The 14,440-nt window shown below is 50.1% G+C and carries 11 protein-coding genes and 1 pseudogene; 4 read left to right on the forward strand and 8 right to left on the reverse strand.

All coding sequences use genetic code 11. The features are described 5' to 3' along the window. Positions 1-199 (reverse strand): annotated as a pseudogene (locus tag R3177_RS07955) (hypothetical protein); the annotation flags it as partial. 138 nt (positions 200-337) lie between these two features. Then, complete coding sequence (locus R3177_RS07960) at positions 338-1,540, reverse strand: cation:proton antiporter (protein WP_318970506.1); 1,203 nt, start codon at positions 1,538-1,540, stop codon at positions 338-340. 263 nt (positions 1,541-1,803) lie between these two features. On the opposite strand from R3177_RS07960, the gene R3177_RS07965 reads away from it, so the two are divergent. From R3177_RS07965 to R3177_RS07980, 4 genes are all read left to right on the forward strand, one after another. Then, positions 1,804-2,484 carry a glutathione S-transferase family protein gene (locus R3177_RS07965; protein ID WP_318970507.1) on the forward strand — a complete coding sequence of 227 codons (681 nt, stop codon included), beginning with the start codon at positions 1,804-1,806 and terminating at the stop codon, positions 2,482-2,484. Between the two features lie 130 nt (positions 2,485-2,614). Beyond that, positions 2,615-3,370: a hypothetical protein gene (locus tag R3177_RS07970; protein WP_318970508.1), complete on the forward strand. Its 756-nt coding sequence runs from the start codon at positions 2,615-2,617 to the stop codon at positions 3,368-3,370. Positions 3,371-3,431: 61 nt separating this feature from the next. Further along, a complete protein-coding gene (locus R3177_RS07975) occupies positions 3,432-3,776 on the forward strand; it encodes a YajD family HNH nuclease (protein WP_318970509.1) in 345 nt (114 codons plus the stop codon). 171 nt (positions 3,777-3,947) lie between these two features. Then, positions 3,948-5,411 carry a diguanylate cyclase gene (locus tag R3177_RS07980; protein WP_318970510.1) on the forward strand — a complete coding sequence of 488 codons (1,464 nt, stop codon included), beginning with the start codon at positions 3,948-3,950 and terminating at the stop codon, positions 5,409-5,411. A gap of 58 nt (positions 5,412-5,469) precedes the next feature. On the opposite strand, the gene R3177_RS07985 is transcribed toward R3177_RS07980, so the two are convergent. The 6 genes from R3177_RS07985 to R3177_RS08010 all read right to left on the reverse strand — a co-directional run bounded on the left by R3177_RS07985 (position 5,470) and on the right by R3177_RS08010 (position 14,279). Continuing rightward, positions 5,470-5,847 (reverse strand): DUF1622 domain-containing protein, encoded by a 378-nt coding sequence (locus R3177_RS07985; protein ID WP_318970511.1) that lies wholly within the window; start codon positions 5,845-5,847, stop codon positions 5,470-5,472. Between the two features lie 112 nt (positions 5,848-5,959). Continuing rightward, entirely contained in the window at positions 5,960-6,436 is a 477-nt protein-coding gene (locus R3177_RS07990; protein WP_318970512.1) for an NYN domain-containing protein, read from the reverse strand. A gap of 50 nt (positions 6,437-6,486) precedes the next feature. Then, on the reverse strand, positions 6,487-7,053 hold the full coding sequence (locus tag R3177_RS07995; RefSeq protein ID WP_318970513.1) for a hypothetical protein: 567 nt from the start codon (positions 7,051-7,053) through the stop codon (positions 6,487-6,489). A 92-nt stretch (positions 7,054-7,145) separates the two neighbouring features. Next, on the reverse strand, positions 7,146-7,706 hold the full coding sequence (locus R3177_RS08000) for a TMEM165/GDT1 family protein (protein WP_318970514.1): 561 nt from the start codon (positions 7,704-7,706) through the stop codon (positions 7,146-7,148). A 220-nt stretch (positions 7,707-7,926) separates the two neighbouring features. Then, the gene (locus R3177_RS08005; protein WP_318970515.1) at positions 7,927-11,010 is read right to left on the reverse strand and encodes an efflux RND transporter permease subunit; all 3,084 of its coding nucleotides are present in this window, start codon (positions 11,008-11,010) and stop codon (positions 7,927-7,929) included. After that, positions 11,007-14,279: an efflux RND transporter permease subunit gene (locus R3177_RS08010; RefSeq protein ID WP_318970516.1), complete on the reverse strand. Its 3,273-nt coding sequence runs from the start codon at positions 14,277-14,279 to the stop codon at positions 11,007-11,009. The genes R3177_RS08005 and R3177_RS08010 overlap by 4 nt, the downstream gene beginning before the upstream one ends. Between the last annotated feature and the right edge of the window lie 161 nt (positions 14,280-14,440).

A 14,440-nucleotide genomic window follows, 5' to 3' on the forward strand; every position in this document is an offset into this window, starting at 1 on the left:
GCTCAGCGGTTAACGCAAAGGCAGGGTCAAGCTCACCGATACGCCACAATACCGGTGTCTGGCAAAGTTGCTGGCGCATTGCTTTACCGGCCACTTGTTTCAATATAGCTGATGCAGGCTGCTGCGCCGCAAACAACGCTGTCAGGAGCAGGTAGCTGCCCACTAACAACAGCCCTAGAAATAGCAATCTGGCAAGCATAGGGTAATTTCTCCGCCGCAAAAGAGTATTGTTGCTGACTATAATACGCGTTGTTTGATATACCGAAAAAAATTTCTGGCTTAATTGCCTGTTTAGCGGCTATAAGCTGGCGTATTTTGGTAGCGGGATAACCGTTAACTACGACTTTAAAACGTGCCTGACCAATATTGGCCCTGCCAGCTCAAAGATAATAGTTGAAGCAACGACCACAGGCAGGATAGTTTCGCGAAGCTCCGGAAAACGCTCGGCAGCCAATAAAGCCATGCCGATGGCGACACCGGCTTGAGGCGTCAGTGCCAGACCAATATTTCGCGGCAGTGTGTCCTGCTTTCGCCGGGTAAGCGCGACCCCGAGCATCCCTCCCAGGGTTCTGCCAGCCAGACGAAGCAAAATATAAACGGCAGTAAGACCAACCACATCATCCAGTTGCAACAAATTAATGCTGGCACCGGATAAGACAAAAAAGAACACCAGAAACGGCCACTCAATATGCTCAATCTCCCGGAATGAGTGCTTATGATGTGATGCCAGATTAGCAATCAGCGCACCGGCAATCATTGATGTCAGCAGTGCCGAAACCCCCAGTAAGGATGAAAGCCCTCCCAGCAGCAAAATAAGCGCTATCGCTTCAGCCTGGGTTGGTTTTCCTTTTTGCAGATGGCCGGTAAGCCAGGCAGCTGGCAGGCCAATCAGGGTGCCGACAATGACGGCGCCTCCTAGCTCCCAGAGTGCATGCATTAACGCAATCTGGCCATTATTACTGATTAACCACTGCAAAACCGCCATGCTTAACCCGAATACAATAATGCCCCAGGCATCATCAATAGCGACAATGCCCAGCAATACTCTTGAGCGTAAGTTACTACTGCCATTTTCTCTGACCGTCTCACTGACTGCTGCCGGATCGGTGGCCACTGATATTGCCGCCAGCGACACAGCAACCACCAACGGAAAACCCAGTAGTAGTAGACCCGTACCGACTATTAAGCCTCCGGCACCAATCACACACAGCGAGATAATCAAGATCAGTGGCCCGGTATTTTTCAGCCGCTCTGTGGTCAGTTCACTACCAAGTAAAAATGCCACCATTACCAGAGCCAGTTGTATTAAGGGTTCACTGAGCTCATTCAGTAAACGTGCATCCTGCTTGCCCAGCAGTACCTGCTGCACAAAAGCAATTATCACGCCGACAAACACCAGAATCGAAATCCGGGGTACTTGGGTCCGGCTTGCCACAATATTAGCCAGAATGCTGACAGACAGTATCAAGCCCATCAACACCACGTTCTGGCTGGTGTCTGTCAGCTCTATTGGCAACCAGTGGGGAAGTTCAATAGCCATGTTTTTTACTAAGCGCCTGCCGTTGAATCCTTAATAAAGACTAAAAAAATAGCGCCTAAGCTGAGAAAATGCTTGTGGTTTTATCCGCTGAACGCGCCAACTTTTAGCTTGTATTCTTTATAAACTAGGTTAGATTTAGCTGAAAACCAAGCCTGATTTCAGAAAGTGCCATCACTTAACCGGCCAGGGCCGCTACTTTGGTCAGGTGGACCGCAGGTAGGCTGTCAGCATTAGCTGGGCGTTTATATTTGAAGGAGTTGCCGGTGTATCAACTGTTTATTGCCAATAAAAATTACTCGTCGTGGTCACTGCGGCCCTGGTTGCTGCTACAGCAACTGAGTATTCCGTTCGATGAAAAGATTCAGCAGTTTCAGATTGATAATTATGATAACTTCCGCCAGTTCTCGCCCACCGCAAAAGTACCCTGCCTGCATGATGGCGATACCGTGGTATGGGAGTCATTGGCGATAGTTGAATACCTGGCTGAGCGGCATGTCGGCGTCTGGCCAGCCGATGCTAAAGCACGTAATTATGCCCGCTGCGCCGCCAGCGAAATGCATGCCGGTTTTAGTACGCTGCGTAATGTCTGCACCATGAACTGTGGTGCCAGGGTAAAGTTGCAAAACCCACCCGCTGAGCTGGCAAAAGATTTGGCCCGGCTTGATGAGCTGTGGTTACAGGGCTTAAACCAGTTTGGCGGGCCTTTTCTGACAGGAACCTCTTTTACTGCCGTTGATGCTTTTTTTGCTCCGGTGGCATTTCGGGTGCAAAGTTATGACCTTAAGCTCAGCGCTAATGCCATGATCTATGTTAAACAACTGCTGGCCCTGCCTGCTATGCAGGCCTGGTACCAGGCGGCGCTACTGGAAAGCTGGCGCGAACCGGGCCATGAGGCGGAAATGGGTTTATATGGCACCATCATTAAAGATTACCGGCAGAATTAAGTTTAACGTCATGTATGCTTTGGGTGCTGCCGAAACAACAGCGCCGCTTTTGCTATCACCTGAAACCGCAGCAGGGCCGGTAACCCGGCTGTGAATTAAACCGGTCATCACCAGAAATGAAGGCTATAGTATGTCACTAAGATTCTTTGCGTTATGTTTGCTGTTGGGCCTGCCGATATTCATTAGCCATGCAGCCGATAAAACCGAGCTTGTCTTTATCGCATCAATACATGGTGCTCATAAGAATCACCCCGTATATGATTATCTGACGCTGTATGATTTAGTAGGCTCTTATCATCCTGATTATGTTGGTGTCGAAATAAGGCCCGAAGATATTACTGCCACTACCGAATATCTTAAACAATATTATCCGCTGGAAATGATTGAACTGAGCCAGCAATACAAAGGTGCTGTTTTTGGCTTTGATTGGCTTGGCGAGCAAATTACCGGAATGCAGATCCCGACGGATTACTTTAAAAATCTCAATATCATAAAATTGCAGCATGCGCTAAGCGCAGATGAAAAGCTGAAAAATAACAAGCCTGCCAGATTAGACACGCTAACTGAACAGCAATTGCAGATCGTCAAAACCGCGACGCCTTTTACTCTCAATAATGGTCAGTACGGTATGCTGACCCGTGAAAAAGATGCACTTGAAGAGCAGTGGCTTGCCAATACAGATTATATGCAGATTGTTGATTTTAATAAAAAACGTGATAAAAAAATTGCCGATAATATCATTGAATTCGTGTCAGAGAATAAAGGCAAGCGCATTGTTCTGGTGATGGGGGCTGATCATCGGACTTTTGCCATAGAGAATGTCAAACAACATTTTGGCGATGAAGTAACGATAATGCCGGTAGCAAAAACTGTAAATAAGCCATAAACTGAGTTAAGCAGGTTTATGGCTGTAAAATACAGCCGGCCTTTGATTAAGCAGGACAATAATGAGTAAAGACAACAGCGGCGCAAGGGCCTACCAGCAGCAGGAACAGGGCTACCGGGATAAAGCGTTAAAGATGTATCCCTGGGTTTGTGGCCGCTGTGCCCGCGAATTTGTTTATTCCAATTTGCGTGAGCTGACGGTGCATCATATTGATCATAATCACAGTAATAACCCCAGTGATGGCAGCAACTGGGAGTTACTGTGCATTTATTGTCACGATAATGAACATAATAAATTTCATGAGTATGTACTGTATGGCGGTACCACCGAGCAAAAAGTCGCTGCTGCTACCCATAATCCGTTTGCCGATTTAAAAGCACGGCTCAATACCGCTCAGAAGAAATAGCCCCTGGCTTTCTGTGTTTGAGCTTTCACCAGATAAGCCAGCCGTTGTGAACCAATAGCCTGGTTGGACTCGCACTTTTAACTGGCAGCGGCTACTATCAGGTAATAACATTAATGTTGACTAATGAATAGTTAGCGTTCAGGCATTCAGATATTACCTGATGGCAAACATATGACGTGGCTTACTATCCTATTACCGGCACCGCGTAAATTCAGCTTGCGCTGCCGGTTTACAACGCTTGGCTTACTGTTTTTTCTGCTTGTAACCGGCCCGACGCGCGCAGACGAGACAATGCTGCCTGTCGCCGAGCAACCGGTTCAATACTGTATTGATCCTGACTGGATGCCTTATGAAGCTATCCAAAATGGTGTCCATGTCGGAATTTCAGCAGATTATCTGCAGTTAATTTCTCAGAAAACCGGTATTCAGTTTCAGCTGGTCCCGACCACGTCCTGGCAGGAGTCGCTGCAACTGTTACAAAACGGTAAGTGCCAGTTATCGCCAATGCTGAACCGTTCTGCCACGCGCGATGAGTATTTATCTTTTTCAGACGTCTATTTCCGTTCACCGAATGTGCTGGTATCACGGCGTGAGCAACCCTTCTTACAGAGCATCGAGAATATAGGCAACCGCTCTGTTGCCGTACCGCGCGGTTACCGGCTGGCAGAATATCTCAACCGTTATTACCCGCAGACCCCCATGGTATTGGTGGATAATGAACAAGCAGGCCTGGAAGCGGTTGCTGACGGCGAGGCAGACTTATTTATCGGTTCTTTATATTCCATCAATAGCCAAATCCAGAAACAGTCACTGTATCAGCTGAAAGTCGCCGGCTGGATCGGTCTGGAGGATGAGTTGCGGTTTGGGGTAGTTAAACCTTATCAGGCACTTATTCCGCTGATTAATCAGACACTGCTGGGTATTGATGAGCAGCAGAAAATCGACATTTACCGCAAGTGGACACAAATAGATGTCATTCGGGTGACCAATTATCAGTTACTGTGGCAGCTTGGTGTGTTTTCGCTGGCTATTATTCTGTTGCTTAGTGTCTGGAATTACCGCAGCCGCTATTATAATCAGCGGTTGCAGGAGCAGAACCAGCGACTGGAACAATCACAGCATGAACTGGAACAGGCGGTCAGCGAGCTGGAGTTTTTATCAAATCACGACCCGCTTACCCGGCTTTATAACCGTAACCACTTCGACAGAACGATGCAGCGGGTTCAGCGTCGCTCCCCACAATCACAGGAAACCCTGAGCCTTGTGGTCATTGACATTGATTACTTCAAAGATATTAACGATAAATATGGTCATAGTACCGGCGATGCAATATTGCGTGAACTGGCGGACATTCTGCTGGCAGAAGTACGTGAGCACGATCAGGTAACCCGGTGGGGCGGAGAAGAATTTGTTATTCTATGCCAGCACACCACCGCCGAAGAAGCCAAAGCGTTATGTCAGCGCATTACCGAAGCCATAAACCAACACACCTTTGCCAGTAACATCAGGTTAAGCTGCAGTTTTGGCGTTGCTGAGCAAACACCGCAGGAAGATTTGCTGCACTGCTTTGAACGAGCAGATAAAGCACTATACAAAGCCAAAAAAGCCGGCAGAAATCAGATTTGTCTTGCTTAAACGAGCCGACACGGCCCTTAACGCAGAGCAAACTGCCGGTTTTAGCACCAAATTGCTGCTATTCAGCCGTCTCTGACTTATCCAGTTGCCATGGCCATTTCCCGGACAGTTCTACCTCCAACGTAAAGCTTAAAAAGCTGCGGATTAACACAATCAGTGCCAGCACCCCCACGTTAGAGAACGTCAGTTCTACCGCGACGGTATAAATAATATCGGCAGCGATTAAAAACTCCAGGCCCAGCAAAATACCGCGGCCCAGCCGCTGCCGGATTTCCTGCTGACACGAGCGGGGAGAATCACCTTTCATTAAACGAATGCCGCCATGAAGCAGTGAATAAATGGCAATAACGGTAATAATACCAATACCCAGCAACTCTAACGATACTGCACACCACTCTGGTAAGCTGCCCAAAACCTTATGCGTACCCTCAATCAAAATCACCTCCGTTTGCCAAAAGATAACAACATGACCTGACTAAAGCATAGCTTAAGGCGAGTGACAGTTAAAATCAGTGGCAGATGAAACAGTTAGCCCGGAAATGTCAGGGTCAGGCCAGCAAGAGCTGCTGATCGATAGCGATAAAACGACTGGCCGCATTAACCAGTGCCTGAGCGGTCAGGCTGGGCACCCCATACACCTCAACTTCGGTCTGGTATTTGCTGATTAAGCGCTCCGCCAGCAGGGCGAAATCACCGTCGCCCGACGCCAGCACCAACACCTCACTGTGCTGGCCATATTCAATCGCATCCAGGGTAATACCGACATCCCAGTCGCCTTTGGCTGAGCCATCGGCGCGCTGAATAAAGGGTTTAAGTTGTACCTCAAAGCCAATCGCCCTGAGAATATTCTGAAACTGGCGCTGTTTTTCATCGCCCCGGTCAATGGCATAAGCAATGGCTTTATTTACGGTACGTCCTGCTGTCACCTGAGCCCAGAACGCATTGTAGTCAAAACTTTTGCCATACGCCTGACGGCTGGTGTAATAGATATTCTGTACATCAACCAAAATAGTAACGCTATTCATGCTATTCCTTCACGATGGCGGGGCAATGTACTGCTATCAGCCACGGCTGATTACTGAGGACTGGCGCTAACATCCAGCTGCGCCGGCAGTATAGTGCCGGGTAATTTAGCGGCAAGACTGATTAACCGCTGCTGGTGCTGGCGCAGGGCTATGTTATCAGCAGCCGTTAAACAAGGCTCCACCACCCGCGTCATATTATCGGTCTGGGCCAGCAGTTGCTCGGCCTGCTGACGCTGTGCCTGCGGTAAAAACGCTAAAGTCTGCCGGGTAATCGACAACACCGGTTGCAGTGACTGCAACAGTGGCCAGCTGCCTTTGGCGGTTAATTCCATAAATAAGGCCGGGCTAAGCTGATGCTCAGCGAGAATCTTATCTACCTCAGTAAGGTAGCTTTTACCCTGTTGCTGCGCCCGCACTTCAGTTGCATGACGCGGCCAGTCACAGTGGCGCTGCAGCCGTACCTTGTGCAGTGAGCTAACATCATCCTGCTGAATGTTTGCCAGTTTTGGCAAAGCCGCTTCCAGATTGCTTAAATTTTGCTCGGTTAGTACCGTTGAACCGCTGCTAGCAGCAGTAAAGGCCAACAGCCCTGATGCCAGTAATGTTATCGTCTTCATTTTTGTCCCGTGTTAGCTGCAATTGCAAAACTGTTGGCGTTATAACACGCTTTCGTGGCTGAACCCCAGCTGATCACCGGGCATTAAATGCCCTATGCTGCGATAATTGTCATCAGACCCAACATGATAAAAACAGCACAGGCTATCCGCCTTGCCCAGTCGAGCGACACTTTTTGTAACAGCCAGCTGCCGGCATAGACTACCGGCACGTTGGCCGCCAGCATACCAAGGGTGGTGCCCCAGATCACCATCCAGACAGCATCTTCAAATGCCGCCGCCAGAATTACCGTCGCTATCTGAGTTTTGTCACCAATTTCGGCCAGAAAAAATAAAAGGCAACTGGCGGCAAACGCACCGTATTTCAACACAGGGGTATCGTTACTGTCGTCTTTATCGGGAATAAGCAGCCAGAGGCCCACCACAATAAAAGAGCCACCCAGTAACCAGGGGCCAATAGCCGGCGCAATAAACTGGGCAAGCCAGACCCCAAGCCAGGCTGACGCCGCATGATTTAACAAGGTAGCCACCAGAATACCGGCGACAATAGCGCCCCGGGCCCTGAATCGAGCCGCCAGAAATAAAGAAAGTAATTGGGTTTTATCGCCTATTTCAGCAATAGCTACAGCAGAAAACGAGGAAAACAACGCGTCCATTACAACTCTCGGCGGGATGCTTTTAGCAGCAAAAACAAAAGACAAAACCCGGGCTCCCGCGTTGGGCCAGGATAATGTCTTAAGTCTCATCAATTATGATCTGGCCATGTGCATGTTGCACAAGTATGTTGACCAGGTCACCTGTTAATTCAGCAGGCCGATTACTCCCTTAAGGATGGCCGCCATTGTATAAACTCAGGCGGCCTGCGGCAAGCGTAAATTAACCTGGCGGAAGTTCACCGCTCTTCGCTGCCAGTAAAATTTTGTCGCTGATTTTTCTGCTGCGACTAACCAGGCGGGCACAGGCACCACGCAGCTTAACTAAGCCGTAATACGTTAACGGCACCAGCAATAAACTGGTCAGGGTCGAAAATAATAATCCGCCTATAATAGCAATCGCCATGGGTGCATAACTTGGCCCACCACCACCAACCTGAGTGCCGCCCATTGCCAGCGGTAACAAGCCCAATACCGTGGTGGAGACGGTCATCAATATGGGTTTTAAGCGTGCCTCGCAGGCATGGATAATAGTGGTTTTCAAATCCTGTAAGGGCATTAATTCCCGGTCCTGATTAATCCGGTCAACCAATACGATGCCATTGTTGACCACAATGCCCATCAGCACCAGCATCCCAATCATGCCCATTACCCCCATGCCCGTGCCGGTGAGCAGGAAAGTCCAGAATACCCCGACCAGTGAAAACAGCAGTGAACCAATCACCGCAGTTGGCAGCAACAGCGATTCAAATAATGCTGCCATAACAATGTAAATCATCGCTACTGCCAGCAGCATATTGATCATCATGACCTGCTGTTCTTCATTCTGACGCTGAAAACTACCGCGAAACGACCAGCGATAACCGTCGGGTAAGGAGACGCTTTTCATTAATTGTTCAATCTCGGCCCGCGCTTTATCGATACCGATATCTTTCGCCGGGTTCATCCGGATGGCAATGCCGGTAGCGCGGTCAAAACGGCGAATGCTGGATAACCGCGGCATAACGTTCAGTTCAGCCAGCTGCGCTAACGTAATGACTACACCGTCAGCCTGGGTGACCGGCAATTGCCGCAATTCAGCTATCGAGTGACTGATTTTTTCATCGTAGATCAGCCTTAGCAACAACTCGCCTTGCTCGGCACTTCGGAAAGTTCGCAGATTAACTCCCCGCAGCGCCAGCGATACACTCTGGGCCACCTGCTGGGCACTGATATTGTAGCGTTCCAGTTGCTGATGATTAAGGATAATCTGCACTTCCTGCTGGCCACCAGCCAGATCAGAGGTGACATCTTCCAGGCTCGGTAATGCCTGCAGCATCGGCACCAGCATTTCTGATAACTCCATCAGCACCTCGGTAGAATTACCTAACAAGTGCAGTTGCATCCCTCCCCCACTGCCAAAGCCAAACACCGGACGCGACCTGACCAGCGTTGGCCAGTCACTGCGGATTAACTCTTTTAGCTTATCAAGCGCCAGCGGTTGCTCGTCTTTAAAAATAATGGTCGACATGGCATAGCCCGCAGTGTAGTAGCTGTACACTGACTCGATATGTAATTCGTCCTGGCGGCTATACAGGTAAGCTTCCATCTGACTGACTTCAGCCCGCACTTCCTCCAGGCTGTAATTGCCCTGCACCTGATAGTTTATAAACAGCCGGCCATTGTCACCATCATCACCATTGTCGGAGCTCATTGACCCCATAGGAACGACAATACTGGCCAGAGTTAGGATGGCTGCCAGCGCTGAGAGCTTCGGCCAATGCATTACTCGCTGTAAGCTGGCTTTGTAAAAACGGTCAAGTTTGCTGCCGGTGGGATCACTGGCGGGCAGGACTTTTAATTTCGTGGTTAACAGCGGGATCAGACTCAGTGCCATCACCAGAGAAATAGCCAGACACAGACAAATTGCTATTGCCACATGTTCCAGAAAAATTGTCAGCTGCATTTTCTGGCCAATAATATTGGGTAAAAATACAATAGCCGTAGTGGCAGTACCTGCCAGCACGGCCAGGCTTACCCGGCGTACACCACGCTCTGTCGCAGCACGGACATCGCCGCCAGCCGCACGCTCCCGAAAAATGCTCTCCGTTACCACCACAGCATTATCTACCAGCATCCCAATTGCCAGCATTAACCCCATCATACTGAGAATATTCAGGCTGTAACCCATGAAATACATTGCACCCAGCGCAATAATAATGGCACTGGGCACCGATAACACCACCACCAGGGTCGTGGTTAAATGCCGTAAAAACAGATAAAGCACCACAAAAGACAATAAGGCACCAATGGCCCCGGCCTGCAGTAAATCTCTCAGTGAAGTGGTAACACCATCGGCTACATCATCCATTACATAAAGACTGATACCATTAAATGCCGGATTATCGTCGGCGGCCTCCACCACTGCCATCGCGGCTTTGGCAACATCAACCAGATTAGCGCCCGACTCTTTGAACACGTTCATACCCACAGCGTAAGTCTGGTCCAGATGACGGCCCTCCTGGCGTTTTGGCAACTCCAGCGAAATTTGGGCAACATCACGTAACATCAGCCCGGGCCGGACTGGTAAACGTTCAATTTCTGCCAGCTGGCGGTATTCTCCCAGCGGTTTAACCAGTACACTTTGCTCAGCATTACGCAGCTCACCGGCGGTAAGTGCAAAATTGCTGCCCCGAAGCTGTGCCAGCAAGGCATTGGCATCGACATTAAGGGCTTTCAGCTTGTCCGGATCAAGCCGGATAATCACCTGGCGTTTTTCGACGCCATAAAGCTCGACTTTCGATACGCCTTGCACCCGCTCCAGAGGCCGCTTTATCTGCTGCTCCAGTAAATCATAAGCCATCGCTAAGTCGCGCTCAGAGGAAATCCGCAATTGGAATATCGGCATGTCATCGGTATTAAACTGAAATACCAGTACCCGCTCAACGTCATCCGGCAGCAAGTGGCGCACGGTATCAATCCGTTCGCGCACTTCCAGACTCTTGCTGCCAATATTTTCACTCCAGTTAAATTCCAGTGATACTTCGCCGCTGTTCTCATTGGAAAAGCTGCGCATTTGTTTAATACCACTTACCGTGGCAAGTGCCTCTTCCAGCGGCCTTGTAATTAACCGCTCTACCTCTGCCGGACTGGCATTGTTATAAGGCACGTTGACATACAACTGCGGAATATCAATACCGGGAAACATTTCCAATGGCAGCAACCGGCTGGCCAGACTGCCGAACAACAGCAAGGATATAAACAACATGGTGACGGTGACCGGCCGGCTTAAGGCCAGCCGGGTAATAGCCAGTGGCTTCTCAGTCATAGCGCCTCCTGCACTTCAGCATTGATCACTGTGCTGTCGGCTGGCTGTTGCTGCCGGCTGAACAGCGCATACAGCACCGGAATAAACACCAGGGTCAGCAAGGTCGATAACACTAAGCCAAATATCACCGTTATCGCCATCGGTGCCCGGATTTCACTGCCATCACCACCGCCAAGCGCCATAGGCAGTAAGCCGAGCACCGTGGTAAGCGTCGTCATCAGCACCGGCCTTAAACGGCTTGCTCCGCCTTCAACAATAGCCTGGGTCAGGTCAGTGCCGTTATCACGCAACTGATTTATCCTGTCAATTAACACGATGGCATTGTTTACCACAATGCCCGCCAGCATGATCAGACCAATAAACACGATGACAGATAACCTAGTATCGGTAAGCCACAAGCCAAGAATGGCACCGGCACCGGCCAGTGGCACAGTAAACAGAATTAACAGGGGTTGCAGCAGATTTTCAAACTGCGAGGCCATCACTAAGTACACCAGAAATACCGCCAGCAGTAATGCCATTGTTAACGAGCTGTATGCCCGCTGCATTTCCTCACTCTGGCCGGCCACAATGGCGCTCACGCCAAACGGCAAACTCTGCCTGGCTAAGATTTTCCGGGCACTGGCAGTGGCCTGTTCCAAATCACCAAACGCCAGATTGGCACTGACAATAGCCACCCGCTGCTGCGCTATCCTTGTAATTTCACTAGGCCCCGTTTCACGACGGATTTCCGCAACTGCTGATAATGGTAAAGGTTGAGCGCTACCCGGATTAATAATCAGTGACGCCAGTTGTTGCTCATTTTGGCGGTACGCTTCAGCTAAGCGGACCCGGATGTCGATTTTCCGATCGTTCACCGAATACTGACCGGCCACCTCGCCACCCACATAAACGGCAACCCGTTTGGCAACCTGTTGCGCCGTCATACCTAACTGCGCCAGCCTGGCATGGTCAAAATACAGGGTGATTTCCGGCTGTCCCGGCCGCAAACTGGTTTTCACATCGGTAAAGCGCGGCTCTGCAGCCAGGCTTGCCAGCAGCTGATCAGCTGCCAGCTTCAGGTCTGCCAGATCATAGCCGGTCAGTTCGATTTCAAGTGGCGTGGCAAAACTGAACAATTCGGGCCGGTCGAACCGGGCTTTAACACCCGCCATAGTGGCGATATGCTGGCGTAGTTGCTCGGTAACCTGTTGTTCGGTCTGCTCGCTGCTGCCCGGTTGCATAACAATATTCAGCCTGCCCCAGTGGCTGCCGCCAATTGCCGGATCGACTGTCATCTGGGCACCCGTGCCTACCTGACCGTAACTGCGGGCAACGCCAGCCAACGGACTGGCAACGGCAGCCAGCTCTTTGACCACCGCATCAGTTTGTTCGATAGCACTGCCGATCGGTAGCTGAACTTCGACATAAAACTCTCCCTGACTCAGCTGCGGAATAACATCAGCTCCCAGTCGGGGCAACAGGCTGTAACATAAGCCTGCGATTAACAGGGTGCAGCCAACCGTTAAACCTTTAGCCCGCAGCGCCGCGCTCAGCAGGCGGCGGTAAAGCCGGGTAAGGCTGTCCAGACTGACTTTTACCACAAATAACAGCGGTTTAAATACCAGGCCTAATAAACGACTGATAGCGCGCCACCCTAAGGTCAACAGGCTTAATAAACCCAGTAAAATAAAATAAAGTCCTTTAATAATTTTAGCGGGAAGCCACCAGATAAGGCGGCCCAGTTTATGGTACCAGCGAGTGCCTTTTACTCTGGCTGCTGGTGGCTCTGCGTCGGGTGCAGCAACGGTGCGATGCTGACGGGCGGCCATAGTCGGGATCAGCGTCAGCGCCACCACCAGTGAGACCAGCAGGGCAAAGGTGACAGTCAGTGCCTGGTCTTTAAATAACTGGCCGGCAATACCCTCCACAAACACCAGAGGAAAAAATACCGCCACCGTGGTTAGAGTGGAAGCCGTGATCGCCATGGCTACCTCGCCGGTACCGGTTTTAGCCGCCTCGGGCGCTGATTTGCCCTGCTCTTTGTGGCGGGCAATATTTTCCAGCACCACGATAGCATTGTCGACCAGTAATCCTACTGCCAGCGCAATGCCACCGAGGCTCATCATATTCAGGGTAATACCCTGACCGTACATCAGATTAAAAGTAGCGATAATCGACACAGGGATAGATACTGAAATAATAACGGTTGCCCAGACGTTACGCAGGAATAAGTACAACACCAGCATCGCCAGTAAGCCACCGATAATGCCGGCAGATTTCACTTCACTGATAGCTTGTTTAATAAAAGCTGACTGGTCATACACCAGGGTAAGGCTGTAATCCTGCGGCAGACTTTTGCGCAAAGTGGCAAGTTGTGCCAGTAATGATTCCGCCACTTTTACCGTATTCGCATCACCTTCCTTGTAAATGGCAACCTCAATAGCTTCACTGCCGTTCACATAGGTAATGCTTTTTCTGTCGGCAAAGGCATCAACAACAGTGGCCACATCCTTTAAGCGGATTTGCGAATTGCCAACCGTGGCCAGATAAAGGTTTTCAATCGCCGATAAATCTGCAAACTGATTAATGGTTCTTACCAGAAAATCATAGCCTGGTGTTTCCAGCCGGCCACCGGCCAAATTAATATTCTCCTGAGCGAGCCGACTGCTGACCAAACCAATATCCAGTTGCAGCTGGCTGAGCTTGTTCGGATCAACCAGTACCTGGATTTCCTGGCTTAAGCCGCCATCCGGCCGCACTGCAGCGATGCCGGGCATCGCTTCAAGCTTACGGCGTAAGTCTTCCTCAGCATATGTGCGCAGCGATACCAGTTCATGTTCATTACTGATACCGCCTTCCCGGCTTAACGCCAGCCTGATTACCGGATCTAAATTAGGGTTAAAACGCAGTAACAGTGGTTTTTCAATATCCAGCGGCAACATCAGCACGTCGAGTTTTTCCCGTACCTCCAGCATTGCCAGATCCATGTCGGTGCCCCAGTCGAACTCCATTACCACATCAGAGCGGCCAGAGCGTGAAACAGACTGCACCTTATGTACGCCTTTAACAATGCCCAGTGCTTCTTCTATCGGTTTACTAACCAGTTGTTCAACTTCAGCCGGCGCAGCACCGACGTATTCAGTGCGGACAGTTAAACTGGGATAGGACAAATCGGGCAGTAAATTGACTGCCAGCCGACCGGCCGACACTAATCCAAATAACAGAATTCCCAGCGTAAACATCCATATCGTTACCGGGCGCGCTACCGCGACATCAACCAGTTTCATAATCGGTTCCTTTTCAGCATTTTTTATATTTATTGGTTACTGTGAGCAGCAGCCCGGCATTGCCGGGCCGTCAGGTTAAAATTCACGGGTGGTGACTATTGTCACCAGACTTTGATCTTTCAGGGCGCCCTGACCGGCAATCACCACTTTTTCACCGGTTA

The organism is Arsukibacterium sp., from assembly GCF_033722355.1.
Lineage (GTDB): Bacteria > Pseudomonadota > Gammaproteobacteria > Enterobacterales > Alteromonadaceae > Alishewanella.